Origin of the sequence: Streptomyces sp. NPDC023838 (genome assembly GCF_040639555.1) — a bacterium.
Taxonomy (GTDB): Bacteria; Actinomycetota; Actinomycetes; order Streptomycetales; family Streptomycetaceae; genus Streptomyces.
Genome location: NZ_JBFAAD010000007.1, coordinates 208,019 through 222,932, shown reverse-complemented (window position 1 = coordinate 222,932; position 14,914 = coordinate 208,019). Strand labels below are relative to the sequence as shown.

The window sequence follows — 14,914 nt, the reverse complement described above, 5'->3', positions numbered from 1 at the left end:
GGGCCGGGCCGGGGCTGCGGCCGGGCGCGAGCAGGAGTGCCGCGTGACGCTGCGGAAGCGTGACCGGCCGTACAGCCGGCCGACGGACCGGCGTCAGCGCCAGATCGTCTGGACCGAGTCGAACTGGACCCAGGTGATCGGGTTGCCCGAGTTGGCACCGAAAATGGTCACGGAACCGGCGGTGTTCACCTCGAAGCGGCAGGAGTTGATGCCCTGGCTGTTGTTGCGGGGCGCGGTGGCGCGGATGTACGAGGTGGGCCGGGCCATGGCGGTGGGCAGGGTCGCGACCTTGGTGTCGGCGGCGAAGTTGCCGGTGATGATGCCGCGGGCCTGCAGGAACGTGGTGCCCGCGATGGTGACGATGCGGACCTGCGGGGTCGAGCCCGTCTGCGCGGTGATGCCCGGCTCCAGGACCAGGTCGGCCCACTCGCCGGCCTCCACGCCGGCGGCGGCCGCGGGGGAGGCGGTGGCGAGGTTGGCGACCGCGGCGGCGGCGGGCAGGGCGAAGGCGGCACCGAGGATGCTGCGGCGGTTGTAGGACATGGTGATGGGGCTCCTTGACGAGGCCTTGTGCGAAATGACGGAGAAGTCTGCGAGGGGGGGGCGGGGTCAGCGCCAGACGGCGCTGAAGCTGTCGAGCTGGGCCCAGGTGATGGCGTTGGTGTCGCGTCCGCCGAACAGCCGCAGCACGCGGTCGGTGCCGGCCTCGACCCGGGCGACGCAGTAGCCGCCGCTGTTGTTGCGCGGGACGTTGCTGCGGGCCTCCACGCTGGGAGTCAGCGTGTCGGGCAGCGTGCCGATGACCGCGTCGCCGTCGAAGGTGCCCTTGACCCCGCCGCTGAGCTGCAGCGTGGTGGTGCCGGCGACGCTGATGAGCCGGCCCTGGGGCGGGTTCTGGTCGGCGGTGACGCCCGAGGCGAGGGCGATCGGCTGCCAGTCGGTGATCACCTTGACGCCGTCGACCTCGGGGGTGTCGGGGAGCGTCACGATGGTGCAGGTGCGCGGCCCGGGGTCCTCGCAGGCGAAGCCGAAGTGGAGGTTGGTGACGCCGTTGCGCACGTCCACGTGGAGACCCTCGGGCTCACGCCACTCAAGGCCCGGGGCGGCGGTGATGAAGTGGTGGTCCAGGACGTTCCCGGTGGCCCACTCCATCGCCGTGATGTAGGTGTTGCCCGGCGGAGGGTTCCTGGTGGCGGTGCTGGACTCGCCGTTGAGCAGGTACAGCACGCCCTTGTGGGAGGCGTAACCCTGGAACACGCCCAGGTCCGTGGGGAGCGTGATGCGCTGGAGCGGCTCGAAGACGCCCGCCGAGGCCTTGGCCAGGTCGTACCGCTCGACGTGCGTCCCGCCGTCGTAGAACCGCACCACGAGCTCGTTGGCGCTGCGATCGATGGTGGGCGTGGCGAAGAGCGCGCCCGGCGTGGGCCGGTACGGCTTGGTGTGCAGCGAGGAGCCGTAGTCCAGGACCGTCCCCGACCGGAAGTCGAAGTTGGTGATGGCGGTGCCGAAGCCCTCGTTGTGGCTGTTGGGCTGCGACGCCGTCTCGGTCCACAGCCGGATGACGCCGTCCCGGTTCTCGACACCGAGGTTGACGCCGTGGCCGAAGCCCCGCAGGTACATGTACCCGACGATTGCGCCCGACCGGTTGAGGCGGGTCACGCACATGTCGCCGTGCTTGTTGCGGGTGTCGTAGTCGACCGGCGCGGACTCACCGCTGAGGGTCAGGCCGCCCTGCATCAGCTGGAGCACGAAGAGGTCGCCCGACACCGGCTCGGTGCTGAACGACTGCATCACGGTGCTGTTCTTGAGCGGACGCCGGTGCAGCAGCTTGCCGACCGGTCCCGCGAGGTCTATCTGTCCTTCAATGGTGACGCTCAACGACGCCGCTCCTTCATGCACGTTTCGGTGCTGCCGTGATCGGAACGGCGACAGTTTCGCACGAGCGTTCCCGTGACGGGAGTGGTGGTGCGCCGATGAAGGCCCGAGCCTCGCTCGGCGCACCCGCAAGCCCGACATGTCACGAAAGGCCGTGGCCTCCGGCCGGTGTCAGCCGGTCAGGGTGGCCTTGGCGCGCATCGCGAGGAAGTTGCTCCGGTAGGCGTCGTGGGTCGCGGCGCCCTCGACGCGCAGCAGCGCCTCGTCGTTCTCCCGGAGGGAGGAGACGTCGAGGTTGTGGGACCCGGTGAAGGTCCACTCGGTGTCCGGGTGCCCCGCGTAGTTGCCTTCGACCAGCAGGTACTTGGAGTGTACGAACAGGTCGTCCGCGTCGCTGTCCGGCGTGCCGTTGTCGAGGTGGAGCTTGTAGGGCTTGATTCGCGCGTGGTTGCCGAGGGCCGCCAGCTGGCTCGTCTCGTTGTAGACGACCTCGATCCAGCAGTCCTGGTCGGCCAGCTGCCTCAGCTTGTTCGCCACCTCGGCACGCGTGAAGGAGTAGGCGGCGACGCGCACGACCGTCTTGTGGGAGGCGGAGCCGACCGTCGGGTTGCCCGTGCACGACACGTTGTTCAGCACGTCGACCATGAGGTCACCGGTCTGCTGCGGGAAGAAGTAGTACTTCTCGCCCCCGGCCGTGGTGCCCTGCCGGTAGTAGTCGGCGTTGCGCTTCTCGGCGGCGAGGTCGTTGAAGTACGCCGTGTACGCGGTGTAGAGGTCGGTGTTCCCCACCGAGGTGTAGGCGTTGTTCCAGAAGCGGGAGGTGTTCGCCGCGGTCTGGTTGGCGGACGTCTGGATCACCACGTCCTCGGCAACGCCGGGGTCTCCCACCCGGGAGAAGAGGAAGAACTTGTTGTGGTTGATGTGGTTCTTGCTCGGGTCGAGCGTCGTGTCCGCGATGCAGGCCCGGTCCTTCGGGCACACGTGCACCCAGGACGGCTGGGTCATGTCCTTGCCGAGGGCGGCCACGAGCTGGGTGGCGGCCGTGGAGGTGGAGTACGAGTAGTCCAGGACGACCCGGACCTGCACGCCCCGGTCGTGGGCACGCGTCAGCGCGTCGCTGTAGCCGGTGTCGGTCAGGGCGTACATGGCGGCGCGCAGCGTACGCCCGCTCTGGGTGTTGTCGATCGCCCCGATGATGTGGTCCTTGATGGCGTTCTGCTCGGCCACGGTGCCCTGCGGGTCATTGAAGACCGCGCCCGTCGTGGGCATCGGCGCCGGGTCGGCCACGGCGGCCGGGGACGGGACGAGCAGCGCCGCCAGGAGGGACCCGGCGAGCAACGCCGCGGCACATATGCGTCTGATGTCTCTCACTCCTCGACAAAAGGTCACGAAGGTCGCTCGCAAAGATCGTTCCTGTGGCGAGCAGGGGCACGATAGCCCGCCGCACCCGGTCCCTTGACGGCGCCCGACGGAACCGGTTGCCTCGCACGCCTTGTGTCGTGCGTCATGCGCGACACGGGCCAGCCATGGCCGTACGGACCTTCGAACCGCTGACGCACCCACCGGCTCACCGGCCCGTGTTCTCAGCCGACATCGTCGAGGAAGGCGAGCGCGCGCCGCGTGAGCAGCGCGCCCGCCTCCTCGGTGTACGAGGGCAGGCTGCTGTCGGCGAACAGGTGCTGCTTGCCGGGGTAGAGGAACAACTCGGCGTCCGGCGCCGACGCGACCAGGGCCCGGGCCGCGTCGATGTCGCCCTCGTCCACGAAGTACGCGTCCCCGTCCATCCCGTGGACCTGGACGGGCACCCCCTGCGGCCACGCGGCACCGAACTCCGTGACGGGGACGCAGGAGTGGAACAGCAGCGCGCCCCGTGCGCCGGGCCGGGTCTGCGCGAGGGACTGCGCCGGCAGTACGCCCAGGGAGAAGCCCGCGTAGACCAGTGCCTCGGGCAGCCCTTCGGCGGCCGCCCGCCCCCGCGCGACGATCGAGCCGAAACCCGTCTCCTGTGCGTGGGCCGCACCGTCCTCCAGGTCGTCGAAGACCCGTCCCTCGTACAGATCCGGGACGTGGACGGTGTGGCCCGCCGCCCTCAGCGACTCCGCGAACGCGCGTACGCCGGGGGTCAGGCCCTGGGCGTGATGGAAGAGCAGTACCTCGGCCATGTCGCTCCTTTCGTGCACGGAAACCCTGGTGGCTCCACGGCAGCGAGTATGGCCGGAGGCACTGACATTCACGGTGGGCCAGGTCAGCCGACGGGCTGGGGCCGCAGGGACGGCCGGGGCACCCGGGGTGTGAGAGGCGCGGGAGCGGTGAGGCGGTCGGCTCCCGGCGGCACGGGGACCGCGGCGAAGATCGCGTCCTGCTGGGCCTGGAGCTCCCGGGCCCGCTCGGGCGACGTGCCGGGCAGTCGCTGCTCCTCGTACAGCTTGTGCGTGGCCTCCTGGGCGTACTTGCTCGCCGGGGTGTGGAACTGCACCTCGAAGAGGTGCTCCGAACGGGGAGCCCGCCATCCGGAGTTGATGGCCTTGTAGCCCTTGGCACGGCCCCAGGTGTTGGACCACTTGGTGGTGTCGTTGCCCCAGTCGGACAACACGGAGGCAGCCCTCGTGACGCCCTCGGTGTAGTGGCCCTCGGGCCACTGGAGGGTGTAACGCACGGAGTCGCTGATACCGGCCAGCGCGTCGTTCACCTGCTGCCCCGGGTGTTCCAGCAACGAGGTGGCGACCTTGCGCTTGAGTGAGTCCGCCGACTTGAGGCGGTGGTCGAACCCGATGAGCTCGGCGCCGCTGAGCAGCGCGGCCGTCCTCACCTGGGGGCTGATGGAACGCTCCGCCTGCTTGGCCCGGTCGATGAAGGCGTCGACCTCGGCGTTGTCGGCGGCGTTGAGCGACAGCCCGTCGCCCGTCCAACCGCCCTTGTCCAGCGGCTCTTTGAATACGGGGGCGTTGACCGCACGGGCGGTTCCCGCACGATCGTCCACGGGGGCGGCGGTCACGCTCTGGACCACGCCCACGCTCAGCGTCGCGGCCAGTGCGGCGGCGGTGGCGGCCCGCGAGACGGTACGACTGATGTTCATCGGTGCCCGGTGTTCCTCTCTCGGCGACAGCCGTCCGTCGCCCGGGGGAGCCCGGGGCGACGGACGGTCTCTGACGAGAGGCCCAACAGGAGGAAGCGGCGCCGAGTTGTCCCCTGGGCCCCGGCCGGGTGAATGCTGTCCTGATCACACTGAAGAACGACGTGATCGCGCCGGAGCGCGCCGCGTCCGCCGGGCTCAGCAGCCGAGCGTGGTCAGATGCTGGTAGAGCGCCTCGTGCCCGTCGCCGGCCGGGTGCAGACCGTCGACGAGCAGATCGGTCTTCTCGTACAGCGGCTCCCACATGTCGAGGAAGTCGACGTGGTTCTCCTGGCACCAGGTCCGCATGGACGCGCGCAGGGCCATCGCCCGGTCCCGGGTGAAGCGCAGGCCCCCGTAGTCGCGGGTGCGGTCTTCGTCGAGCCACGCAGGCCCCACGACGACGAGGCGCGCGTTGTGGCGTAGGGCGGTGTCGGCCAGCGAGCCGAGGCTGTCCGCGAGGTCCGTCAGGCCGTCGCGAGCGGGCCGCGGGTCCGAGAGGGACACGGCGGAGTCGTTGATGCCGGCGGCGACGAGGAGGGTGTCCGGCAGGCGGGGGGCCAGCAGCGCGGGCGTCTGCTCGCTGACCTGCCGCAGGGTGCTGCCCGGGATGGCCAGGTTGAACACCCGGTGGTCGGCCTCGTTCGCGGCGATGTGGGTCGCCGCGAGTCGGGCCGCCCATCCTCCCCGCGGGTCGCAGCGCCCGTACGCGATGCTGTCGCCCACGATCACGATGCGCGCCGCCGGGCGCAGCGGCTTCGCGTCCAGGTAGGCCCAGGCGCTCTCCCCGGAGGAGAGGAGGACCCGCCGCCTAACGTAGTCGTCGACTTCGTAGGCGTCGGCCGCCGCGAGGTCCTCGTCGGTGAGGCGCAGTACGGCTCCCTCGACCACGGCGCCGTATTGGCGCTCCAGCGTCAGGTGCACGTCCAGGCCGCTGGTGGCGATCACGGACTCGTCGGTGATCGCCAGCGGCCGGGTCGTGTAGCCGGAGAGCGAGGCCGCGGAAGTCGGCACGGCCTGGCCGAAGAGAGCGGTCTGGACCCGCTCGTCCATCAGCGTGCCGAAGGAGAAGAGGGCGTGGGGGCGTGGGGCGGTCACTTTGGGGTGCGGGCCTTTCTTGATGGGTTGATCAACATCACCCTAACGGCCACGCCCCACCACGGGCTCAACGCTCCCGCCCCCCTCAGCCCCTCAACGGCGCTGCTCAGGGCGAGAGCGAAGGTTCGCCTGCCAGGTGTGCCTCTATACAGGCGATGGTGCGCGCGTTGTCCTCGAAGAGGTGCCCGTGCATGCCCGCTTCCTGGGCGGCCTCGATGTTGGGCGCGAAGTCGTCGATGAAGAGGCAGTCCTGCGGGCGCACCTCCAGGCGGGCGCACGTCACCTCGAACGACGCAGCGCGATTCCATCGGGATCCCCTTCGTCCGTCGTTCCCTCACGTGACCCGTCCGCCACCCTCGGCCTTGGCCCCTGGACCGGGTCAAGCGACCCCGCGGCTTGTGACAGTCCTGTTGAGAGCGGAACCTGCGCTCCCGCGCCGCGATCGAACGCCTCGGCGCGGTCCTCGACGGCGTACACCGAGCCCACTCACGAGGCCTGGACGGCATGGTCCGCGATACGGCCTTCTACTCGATCCTCGACGAGGAGTGGCCCCAGGTGCGGGAACGGCTTGAGGAGAGGGTTGGTGTGCGACCGACGGCGACGGGCATGCGCTCGCTCGTTCCGGCGTGAGGGAACACGTGTCAGGGAACAGGTGCCAAGGAACAGGTGCCAAGGAACAGGCGTCCGCGAAAACGGTTTGACGGGCGTTGTCGTCCAGCGGTCGGATGGTGGCCCATGAGCACAGGGCAGCCGCACCCCACCATGCACCCCGGCACGCACCCCATCGACGACGCACTTGTACGGCGGTTGGTCGCCGGGCAGTTCCCCCAATGGGCGGGGCTGCCCGTGGTGCGGTTTCCGTCCGGTGGGACGGTCAACGCCATGTACCGGCTGGGCGACAGCATGGTCGTACGGCTGCCCCTGGTCCAAGGCGGAGCCGCCGACGTCCTGATGGAGCGGGAGTGGCTGCCCCGTCTCGCGTCGTTGCTGCCCACCGCCATCCCGGAGGTGCTCGGGGCCGGGGAGCCGGCCGAGGGGTATCCCTGGGCGTGGTCGGTGTACCGGTGGGTGGCGGGGGAGAACCCCGAGGCGGGGGCGCTGAGCGAGCCCGCGCTGCTGGCCGAGGAGCTGGCCGTGTTCGTGGGGGCGATGCGGAGCATCACCCTGCCCGGGGCCCCGGTGGCCCACCGCGGCGGGCCGGTCGCCTCGCTCGACGAGTCGACCCGGGCGGCGATCGAGGAACTGCGCCGGATCCCGCAGGAAGGCGTCGACTGCGGTGCCGCGCTCGCCGTGTGGGAGGACGCCCTGCGGGCCCCGGTGTGGGACGGGCCGCCGGTGTGGCTGCACGCCGATCTGATGCCGGGCAATCTGCTCGTGGACGGTGGCAGGTTGACCTCGGTCATCGACTTCGGGTGCATGGGAGTGGGCGATCCGGCCTGCGACCTCTTCCCGGCCTGGAATCTGCTGCCCGCCGATGCGCGGGCGGTGTTCCGCGACGCGCTCGGCGTGGACGAGGCGATGTGGATCCGGGGCCGGGGGCGGACGCTCTCGCAGGCGCTGATCGCGCTGCCCTACTACCGGAAGTCCAACCCGGCGATGGCGCACAACGCCCGGCACGTCATCCGGGCGGTGCTGAGCGAGGACTGAGCACCTCATCACCACGACCGCCCGGCGGTTGGGCGCCTCGCCCTGCCGATGGCCCCGCCGTTCAACTGCGCGGCACAGAAGACGTTTTGGCGGCAGCCCCGCGCCGGTGCGCGAGGCGGTCGCCATACACCGCCCCGGCTCTTCGGCGGCAGCAACTCGGTCGCCGCCGATGGGGTGCGCATGGTCGGCGTCGGAGGTGTGCGAAACCGCCTCGCGGCAGGGCCTCCGGCCGGGGTGGGGCGGCCCGTCCTGCCCCACCCCGCTTCCGTCAGCGCAGCACCGACGAGAAGTTGTCGAGCTGGATCCAGGTCACCGGGTCCGAGGCCTGCGGGCCGTAGACCATGACGCGGCCCGCCGTGTCCGCCTCGACGCGGGTGGCGTTGACGCCGAGGTGGTTGTTGCGCGGACACACACCGCGGGTCGTCTTCGGCGGACGTATGGTCGCCGGGAGGGTGCCCAGCTGCGAGTCGCCGGAGAAGTTGCAGGTGACCACGCCGCGCAGCTGGAGGAACTCGGTGCCCGCGATGCTCACCACCCGCGCCTCGGCGGGCGTGCCCGCGCCCGCGGAGACGCCCGAGGCCAGGGCGATCGCCGTCCAGTCCACGACGACCTGGACTCCGGTCGTGGCCGCGGCGGCGGGCGAGGCGGTGAGCAGCGGCACACCCACGGCCGCGGTGGGTACCGCGAGGGCCGTGGCGAGCAGGGAGCGGCATGGCTGGTGGTGCGCGAGGGCATGGTCGATCCTCCGGATCGCGAGAGGTGGGGAGGGTGTCCGAGGTGCGGCGCCGTCATCGCCAGGCGGCCGAGACGCAGTCGAGGTCGATCCACGAGATGGCGTTGTCCGCGGTGGCGCCGAACGCCCACAATTCGCCGAGCTTGTTCGCCTCGACCCGGCACACCCCCACCCCGTAGTACATGTTGCGCGGGGTGTTCTGCCGTACGGGCCGGGTGGGGAAGAGCCGCTGCGGCAGCGTCGCGATGAGGGCGTCGGCGGTGAGCTTGCAGGTGAGCGTGCCGCGCAGCTGGAGGTACGTGGTGTCGGCGAGGGCGACCAGCCGCCCGCGCGGAGCCTCGGCGCCCGCCGTGACCCCGGCGGCGAGAGTGAGGGGCTCCCAGTCGGAGAGCACCTTCACACCGTCGACCGCCGGCCGCGTCGGGTACCAGCCGATGGTGACGTTGCGCCGCCCGGTGGTGCCGGGAACGGTGTCGCTGAAGCCGAACAGCAGCCGGGTCTCACCGGTCTGGGGGTCGACCTCGACGGCCAGCCCCTCCGGCTCGCGCCGCTCGAGACCGTCGGCGCCGGTGACCACCTGCGAGTCGATCTTCGTCTTGGTGTCCAGGGAGTACGAGGTGATGTACGCGGTCCCCGGGTAGGTGGTGACCGGGTCCTTCTTCCACTGGTAGACGTACAGGACGCCGTTGAGGGCGGTGTACCCCTGGAAGGTGAGTCCCGATTCCGCGCCCGCCGGGAGCTCGAAGGTGCTGCCCACCTCCACCCACTCGCCCTGGGCCGCCTTGGCCAGGTCGTAGCGGGTGAAGCAGCGGACGGTGTCCTTGAAGTAGACGATCGTCAGGGTGTTGTTGGCGAGGTCCACCGACGGGCCGGTGCTCCGTCCGCCCGGCGGGCAGAACTTCTTGGAAGCGGGCACGTCGGCCTGGTCGAGGGTGGCCCCGTCGACGAAGGCGAACCGCGTGACGGCCGTACCGAAGGCGTTGCTGACACCGTCGTTGGGGGAGACCGGGCCGACCTCGGTCCACAGATAGGTGTCGGTCCCGACCGGCTCGGCGCCCATCGAGATGCCGTGCCCGAAGCCCGTGAGGTACATGCTGCCCGTCAGCCGGCCGGTGTTCCGGTCGATGCGGTTGAGGTACATGTTCCCGAGCGGCGTCTTGGCGGCGCTCTCCATCTGGAGCACGAAGACGTGCCCGTTGACCGGGTCCGTGGCGATCGCCTGCGGAGCGGGATTCTTCGTCAACGGGACGGTCTGGATGAGCTTGCCCGTCACCCCGGACAGGTTGATCCCGTTTATGTCGGTAATGGCCATGGATTCCCCTTCTGTGGGGCGCGATCCGGCCCCACCGACCGAGATCGTACGCACAGGCCACACCGGACATTCACCAGAGCGGCCGCGCTGCCCCACGACCTACGACAGCGCGCGCCGCCCCGGCGGGGACCGGGCCGCTCCGGCCGGTCACCCGGTCATCTCCTGGCGGGCGTCAGCGAGGCCCGCCCTTCCTGCCCTTGCCGGTCTTGTCCGGCTCCCCGCGCCGGTTGGTGAGCTCACCCACCCCCTGGCGGCACCCGGTGACCCAGCGGGCGTCGCAGGTGAAGACCACCGCAAAGGACCATTGCCCCGGCGACCGTCCCTCCGGCACCGAGCAGCCGGTCGGCCTTCGACCGCTGGTCAGGGGAGCTGCTACACGTCGTCCCAGGCCATCGAGCTCATCTTCCAGCCGTCGGGTGTACGGACGAACTGGGTGGTCTTGTGGCCGGTGCCCTCGAACCACTCGCCCTTGTGGAAGCCGGACTTGCGGTACTCGCTGAACCGGTGCGCGACCGAACCGAAGATCTCGGTCCGCTCGGCCACCTCCCACTCGGAGAACTCCGTCAGCGTGCCGTCGGTGAGCATCTTCTCCCGGGGTTCGATGAACGCGTCGAGGTCGTAGACCACGGGGTTGCCCCCGACATTGCTGATGATCATCCCCTGCGGGATGAACACCTCCCGGATGACGTCGACGTTCGGCCGCGTCCCGCCGGTGTTGGTGAACGCACCGAGGAACGTACGTATCAACTCGTCGAGCTCGGATGTGACGTCGGGCATGGCTGTCCCTCCCACGGGTGAACGCTTGGAGCTTGATCGTCGCCCAATGCCGGTGTGTCGGCAAGGCTCGCGCGGCAGAACCGGAGGACCGGCTCCGGTCGCGGTGAAGCCCTCCACGATCCGGCCCGAGGCCTTCCCGGCCTATACGATCTCGGGCGTACGAGTGCTACCAAGGCTGGGGCACAGCCCAAGTCGCAGGGGAACAGGGGTACTTCTCATATGGCTGGAATCACGATCGCGCGTTCGCTGACCACGCTCGCGGCCACCGTGGTACTCACGGCCGGGAGCGCTGTGGGCGCTGTGGGCGCGTCCGCCGCGCCGGGCCCGGCCGAGCCGGACGCGACGGGGGTGCGCGCCGCTCTGCAGCGCGTCGTGGACGCGGGGGCACCGGGCGTGTTCGCGGTGATCCGCGACCACGGCAGCGCCGAACGAGGCCGGACACTGACCGTCGGCAAGGCCGACCTCGGCGGCACGCCCATGAACGCGGGCTGGCGCTTCCGCGTGGGCAGCAACTCCAAGATGTTCACCTCGGTCCTGATCATGCGCCTCGCCGAGCAGGGCCGCATCGACCTGGACAAGCCGCTGCGCGAGTACCTGCCCGCCGGGACGCTTCCGGAGAGCTGGTCGATCACCGCACGCCAGGTCCTGGAGCACCGCGCCGGGGTGTACGACCACACCAACGACCTCCTCGAACAGAGCGGCGAGGAGACCACCGCGGCCTTCGAGAAGCGCATCCGCGACAACGTCTACGAGCCCAAGGACCTCGTGGCGATGTCGGTGAAGCACGGTCTGCAGTACACCCCGGGCACGGCCTACGCGTACTCGAACACCGACTTCGTGCTGATGGGCCTCGCCGCCGAACACCTCACCGGCCGCCCCTACGCCCAACTGCTGCGCGAGCAGATCTTCGAGCCGCTGAAGCTGCGTCAGACCACCTTCACCGTGCCCGAGAAGACCATCGCAGGTCCGCACATCACCGGCTATCTCACCAACGACGACCGCGGCAAGCCGCTCCTCGACTCGACCGAGCAGACCGCGTCCTGGGTCTGGAGCGCGGGAGGCGTGGTCTCCTCCGCCCGCGACCTCGACCGTTTCATGACCGCCCTGCTCGCCGGAGACCGGGGCGGGCTGGTGTCCGACGAGTCACTGCGTCAGATGACGAGCGTGCTGCCCACCCCCACGGCGAAGATCAGTTACGGCCTGGGGGTCAGGGAGATCGCGCTCTCCTGCGGCAAGGTGCTCGGCCACGGCGGAATCGTCCAGGGCTACCAGACGCAGACGTTCTCCACCCGGGACGGGAAGCGCACGGTCGTCCTCTTCGCGAACGCCTCCAACAACGGCGCGGTCACGAGCGGCTTGACGAACACGCTGGAGCCCGCGTTCTGCGGCAGGGCACCCGCGGCCGCGTCGCCGCGCCGCTCGATCACCGGAAACGGAAACGGGAACGGGAACGGGAACGGGAACGGGAGCGGCAACGGCAACACGAACGCGGACACGAACGGCGGTCGCTGGATCCCGACCGTCGAGGACACCCGCATCTGACGGTGACTCATGTGTGAACCGGGTGCCCGCCTCCGGTGACGGCGGCGGGCGCCAGGTGACGCGTGCTCAGGCCGCCGGGAGCTCGTCGTACGTCTTGAAGGTGTAGTACGCCGTGTACGCGATGCTGCTTTCGCCCGTCTTGGCGGGCAGGCCGAAGTGGTGGTTCACCACGTGGGTGAGCGGGCCGCAGTCGACGGCGGCCGGGACGGTCAGGGTCCGGTCGTACGCGCTGAAGCGGACCAGCGGCGGGTTCTTCGACAGCCAGGTACTGGGGCCGTCCTTCTGGAGGTGGAGCGCGACGGGGTGGGCGTCGGTGCCGATGGCGCACCGCTCGCCGAGCAGCGGCGAGACGAACCGGAACTTCATGTCCAGGGCGCCCTTGTCGGTGCCGGTGCCCAGGAAGTCGGCGTAACCGCCGTACTCGGGCTGGATGGCCAGGCCGAGGAGCGGGTTGCGGCCGGCCGGGTCCGCGGTCCGGCCCAGCAGACCGCCGGGCACCGGGGTCGCCTCGGCCTTCAGCGTCCCGAAGACCTGCCCGAACGTGCCGTCCGGCAGCGGTCCCTCGGCGTGCGTCAACGTGATCGGCTTCATGTCCGGGACCGTGATCCCGCCGAGCTTGAAGTGCGAGTAGCCCACGGTCACTTCACACCGCCACTTGTTCCGGTCGACGCCGGCGGGGAGGTCGGTCGGGCAGTCTCTGTAGTCGACGTGCGAGAACACGTCCGAGGCGGGGTCGGTGGGCTCGCCGGTGCCCTGGGCGAGGGCGGGGGTCTGCGCGGCCGTGGCGAGGAGGGCGACGGCGGCGGCGACGGTCCCGACTCCCGCTGCGGCGCGCCCCGTTCGACGGCTGCGGATCCGGGGCTTCGACTTGTTCGTCTTCATACGCCGATCCTGGCGGCCGACCTGCCGTCGATCATCGGGGACGACCCTGAGGCGGCCCGGGGTGGCCCCTGAGGAGCCGTCAGGGGCTGCGCGGCGGTCTCGCCAGGGCTCGGCCAGGGACACGTGTCCACCGCCTCCGATATCCGCATATCGCAGCCTCCGGCTCAAGCCACGCCGCCCCCGAACGCCCCGTCGGCGGTGAAAGCCAGCGCGGCGAAGCGTTCTCCGATGTGGCGGTGGGTGGCCGCGTCCGGGTGGAGCTGGTCGGGGAGCGGCAGTTGGAGGGCGTCGGCCTCGCCGTAGAGGGCGCGGCCGTCGAGGTAGTACAGGTGCGGGTCCTCGGCCGCCCGCTGCTCCACGATCCTGGCCAGCTCCTCCCGGACGACGCCCAGCGTCAGCTTCCCGCTCGCGCGCTCCGCCGGATCGCCCTGACCAGCCGTACGCCGGAGGGCTGCGACTCGGCCATGGCCAGCTGGCCGTCCGTGTTCTGGGCGCGGGCCCGGGCCGGGAGCCGGTGCGGCAGCACACCGTGTTCGGTGCGCTCCACGTCGAGGGCGCCGCGCAGGAGGTCGGCGGTGACGGGTGTGGTGATCCAGTCGTCCTGGGTGTGCATGGCCCCTACTTGGTCTTCTTGGTGTTCGGAGCGGCTTGGTTCGGAGTCCGTGGCTGAGGCGGCGGTGTCTGGGTGCGGGGCGGGGCTACGGCGCGGGGTCGGGCGCGGGCCAGTTCCGCAGCAGGGCGTCCAGGGCGTCCAGGATCCGCGTCCAGGTCTCCTGTGTGTCGGGGGCGCTGTGGCTGAAGCCGCCGCCGAGCTCCAGGGTGATGTAGCCGTGGAAGACGCTGCCCAGCAGCCGGACCGCGTGCGTCTGGTCGGGCTCGCTCAGGTCGTAGCCGCGCAGGATGGCCCGGGTCATCTCGGCGTGTCTGCCGCCCGCGCTGGCCGCCGCCGCTTCCGGAGTGAGCCTCAGCTGGGCGGCGGCGTAGCGGCCGGGGTGTTCGCGTGCGTAGTCGCGGTAGACGTTCGCCAGAGCGGCCAGGGCGTCCTTGCCCGCGCGCCCGGCCAGCGCGGCGGCGCCCCTGTCGGCGAGCTCCTCCAGGGCCAGCAGGGCGATCCGCGTCTTGAGGTCCTGGGAGTTCTTGACGTGCGAATACAGGCTCGCGACCTTGACGTCGAACTGCCGGGCCAGCGCCGAGACGGTCACCTGCTCGAAGCCGACCTCGTCGGCCAGTTCCGCACCGGCCCGGGTCAGCCGTTCCGTACTCAGCCCTACGCGCCCCATGGTCTCCCTCTCATCCGCCCCCCCTCGCCTGAACCGATTATGCTTTTGCCTAACACCTTTAGGCAAACTAGCCTCACCCTTATGAAGCAGCTGACTGAGACAGAGATCCGTGCCGCGTTCGTGAACTGCACCAAGGGCGAGGCGAAGCGCCTGGCCGTGCCGCGTGACCTGGCCGACCATCCCTGGGGCGACCTGGACTACTTCGGCTGGCGAGATCCCCAGGCCCCGGGCCGGGCCTATCTGGTCACCGAGCTGGCGGGCACTGTCAGCGCCCTGGTGCTCCGGAGCCCCGGCCACACCTCCGGGCAGGCCCGTCGCAGCATGTGCTCGATATGCCTGACCACCCACGACGGCGGTGTCTCCCTGATGGTCGCCCCGAAGGCGGGCAAGGCGGGGCAGCAGGGGAACTCGGTGGGCGTCTACATCTGTAGCGACCTCGCGTGTTCGCTGTACGTACGGGGCATGCGGGACGCGGGCGCGGGCGCGCGGCTCCACGAGACGATCACCCTGGAGGAGAAGATCCAGCGGACCGTGGCGAACATCGCCGCGTTCACCGCGAAGGTGACGGCGGCCTGACTGGGCCGTCGGCTTCAGGCCGCCCCGGATGGGGCTGACGGCGTCCGGGGCGCGGGTGCTGCACCGGCGTGCGCCGCCGA

15 protein-coding genes and 2 pseudogenes are annotated in these 14,914 nt (G+C 70.5%); 4 read left to right on the top strand and 13 right to left on the bottom strand.

Annotated features, from left to right (window positions below; genetic code table 11):
* Positions 1 to 93: 93 nt before the first annotated feature.
* From AB0G17_RS11960 to AB0G17_RS11930, 7 genes and pseudogenes are all read right to left on the bottom strand, one after another.
* Positions 94 to 543, bottom strand: a complete 450-nt coding sequence (locus AB0G17_RS11960; protein WP_361379549.1) for a hypothetical protein — start codon at positions 541 to 543, stop codon at positions 94 to 96.
* 66 nt (positions 544 to 609) lie between these two features.
* Entirely contained in the window at positions 610 to 1,878 is a 1,269-nt protein-coding gene (locus tag AB0G17_RS11955) for a hypothetical protein (protein WP_361379546.1), read from the bottom strand.
* A 168-nt stretch (positions 1,879 to 2,046) separates the two neighbouring features.
* Entirely contained in the window at positions 2,047 to 3,246 is a 1,200-nt protein-coding gene (locus AB0G17_RS11950; RefSeq protein ID WP_361379543.1) for a phospholipase D-like domain-containing protein, read from the bottom strand.
* A 212-nt stretch (positions 3,247 to 3,458) separates the two neighbouring features.
* Positions 3,459 to 4,037, bottom strand: coding sequence for a dienelactone hydrolase family protein (locus tag AB0G17_RS11945; RefSeq protein ID WP_361379540.1), 579 nt, complete (start codon positions 4,035 to 4,037; stop codon positions 3,459 to 3,461).
* Between the two features lie 83 nt (positions 4,038 to 4,120).
* On the bottom strand, positions 4,121 to 4,951 hold the full coding sequence (locus AB0G17_RS11940) for an ATP nucleotide 3'-pyrophosphokinase (protein WP_361379537.1): 831 nt from the start codon (positions 4,949 to 4,951) through the stop codon (positions 4,121 to 4,123).
* 195 nt (positions 4,952 to 5,146) lie between these two features.
* Entirely contained in the window at positions 5,147 to 6,085 is a 939-nt protein-coding gene (locus tag AB0G17_RS11935) for a GDSL-type esterase/lipase family protein (protein ID WP_361379534.1), read from the bottom strand.
* Positions 6,086 to 6,191: 106 nt separating this feature from the next.
* Positions 6,192 to 6,374 (bottom strand): annotated as a pseudogene (locus tag AB0G17_RS11930) (HAD-IA family hydrolase); the annotation flags it as partial.
* Between the two features lie 215 nt (positions 6,375 to 6,589).
* Here AB0G17_RS11930 and AB0G17_RS11925 point away from each other — a divergent pair.
* A complete protein-coding gene (locus AB0G17_RS11925) occupies positions 6,590 to 6,715 on the top strand; it encodes a hypothetical protein (RefSeq protein ID WP_361379531.1) in 126 nt (41 codons plus the stop codon).
* 105 nt (positions 6,716 to 6,820) lie between these two features.
* Entirely contained in the window at positions 6,821 to 7,732 is a 912-nt protein-coding gene (locus AB0G17_RS11920; protein ID WP_361379528.1) for an aminoglycoside phosphotransferase family protein, read from the top strand.
* Between the two features lie 268 nt (positions 7,733 to 8,000).
* Here AB0G17_RS11920 and AB0G17_RS11915 read toward each other — a convergent pair whose 3' ends face one another.
* The 3 genes from AB0G17_RS11915 to AB0G17_RS11905 form a co-directional block, all read right to left on the bottom strand.
* Positions 8,001 to 8,399: a hypothetical protein gene (locus AB0G17_RS11915; RefSeq protein ID WP_361379525.1), complete on the bottom strand. Its 399-nt coding sequence runs from the start codon at positions 8,397 to 8,399 to the stop codon at positions 8,001 to 8,003.
* A 121-nt stretch (positions 8,400 to 8,520) separates the two neighbouring features.
* Positions 8,521 to 9,777 carry a hypothetical protein gene (locus AB0G17_RS11910; protein WP_361379522.1) on the bottom strand — a complete coding sequence of 419 codons (1,257 nt, stop codon included), beginning with the start codon at positions 9,775 to 9,777 and terminating at the stop codon, positions 8,521 to 8,523.
* A gap of 372 nt (positions 9,778 to 10,149) precedes the next feature.
* Positions 10,150 to 10,554 (bottom strand): DUF4440 domain-containing protein, encoded by a 405-nt coding sequence (locus AB0G17_RS11905; RefSeq protein ID WP_361379519.1) that lies wholly within the window; start codon positions 10,552 to 10,554, stop codon positions 10,150 to 10,152.
* Positions 10,555 to 10,773: 219 nt separating this feature from the next.
* Between AB0G17_RS11905 and AB0G17_RS11900 the strand changes: the two genes are divergently transcribed.
* Positions 10,774 to 12,096: a serine hydrolase domain-containing protein gene (locus tag AB0G17_RS11900; protein WP_361379516.1), complete on the top strand. Its 1,323-nt coding sequence runs from the start codon at positions 10,774 to 10,776 to the stop codon at positions 12,094 to 12,096.
* Between the two features lie 66 nt (positions 12,097 to 12,162).
* On the opposite strand, the gene AB0G17_RS11895 is transcribed toward AB0G17_RS11900, so the two are convergent.
* The 3 genes and pseudogenes from AB0G17_RS11895 to AB0G17_RS11885 all read right to left on the bottom strand — a co-directional run bounded on the left by AB0G17_RS11895 (position 12,163) and on the right by AB0G17_RS11885 (position 14,258).
* Positions 12,163 to 12,978, bottom strand: coding sequence for a hypothetical protein (locus AB0G17_RS11895; protein ID WP_361379513.1), 816 nt, complete (start codon positions 12,976 to 12,978; stop codon positions 12,163 to 12,165).
* Positions 12,979 to 13,142: 164 nt separating this feature from the next.
* A pseudogene (locus AB0G17_RS11890) lies at positions 13,143 to 13,591 on the bottom strand (hypothetical protein).
* Between the two features lie 85 nt (positions 13,592 to 13,676).
* Complete coding sequence (locus AB0G17_RS11885) at positions 13,677 to 14,258, bottom strand: WHG domain-containing protein (RefSeq protein ID WP_361379510.1); 582 nt, start codon at positions 14,256 to 14,258, stop codon at positions 13,677 to 13,679.
* 81 nt (positions 14,259 to 14,339) lie between these two features.
* On the opposite strand from AB0G17_RS11885, the gene AB0G17_RS11880 reads away from it, so the two are divergent.
* A complete protein-coding gene (locus AB0G17_RS11880) occupies positions 14,340 to 14,834 on the top strand; it encodes an FBP domain-containing protein (protein ID WP_361379507.1) in 495 nt (164 codons plus the stop codon).
* Positions 14,835 to 14,914 lie beyond the last annotated feature (80 nt).

Bases quoted from the DNA above. Each gene is read 5' to 3' on its own strand.
- AB0G17_RS11945 (WP_361379540.1), bottom strand. From the start codon at position 4,037: ATGGCCGAGGTACTGCTCTTCCATCACGCCCAGGGCCTGACCCCCGGC.
- AB0G17_RS11920 (WP_361379528.1), top strand. From the start codon at position 6,821: ATGAGCACAGGGCAGCCGCACCCCACCATGCACCCCGGCACGCACCCC.
- AB0G17_RS11940 (WP_361379537.1), bottom strand. From the start codon at position 4,951: ATGAACATCAGTCGTACCGTCTCGCGGGCCGCCACCGCCGCCGCACTG.
- AB0G17_RS11960 (WP_361379549.1), bottom strand. From the start codon at position 543: ATGTCCTACAACCGCCGCAGCATCCTCGGTGCCGCCTTCGCCCTGCCC.
- AB0G17_RS11895 (WP_361379513.1), bottom strand. From the start codon at position 12,978: ATGAAGACGAACAAGTCGAAGCCCCGGATCCGCAGCCGTCGAACGGGG.
- AB0G17_RS11880 (WP_361379507.1), top strand. From the start codon at position 14,340: ATGAAGCAGCTGACTGAGACAGAGATCCGTGCCGCGTTCGTGAACTGC.
- AB0G17_RS11925 (WP_361379531.1), top strand. From the start codon at position 6,590: ATGGTCCGCGATACGGCCTTCTACTCGATCCTCGACGAGGAGTGGCCC.
- AB0G17_RS11885 (WP_361379510.1), bottom strand. From the start codon at position 14,258: ATGGGGCGCGTAGGGCTGAGTACGGAACGGCTGACCCGGGCCGGTGCG.
- AB0G17_RS11905 (WP_361379519.1), bottom strand. From the start codon at position 10,554: ATGCCCGACGTCACATCCGAGCTCGACGAGTTGATACGTACGTTCCTC.
- AB0G17_RS11900 (WP_361379516.1), top strand. From the start codon at position 10,774: ATGGCTGGAATCACGATCGCGCGTTCGCTGACCACGCTCGCGGCCACC.
- AB0G17_RS11910 (WP_361379522.1), bottom strand. From the start codon at position 9,777: ATGGCCATTACCGACATAAACGGGATCAACCTGTCCGGGGTGACGGGC.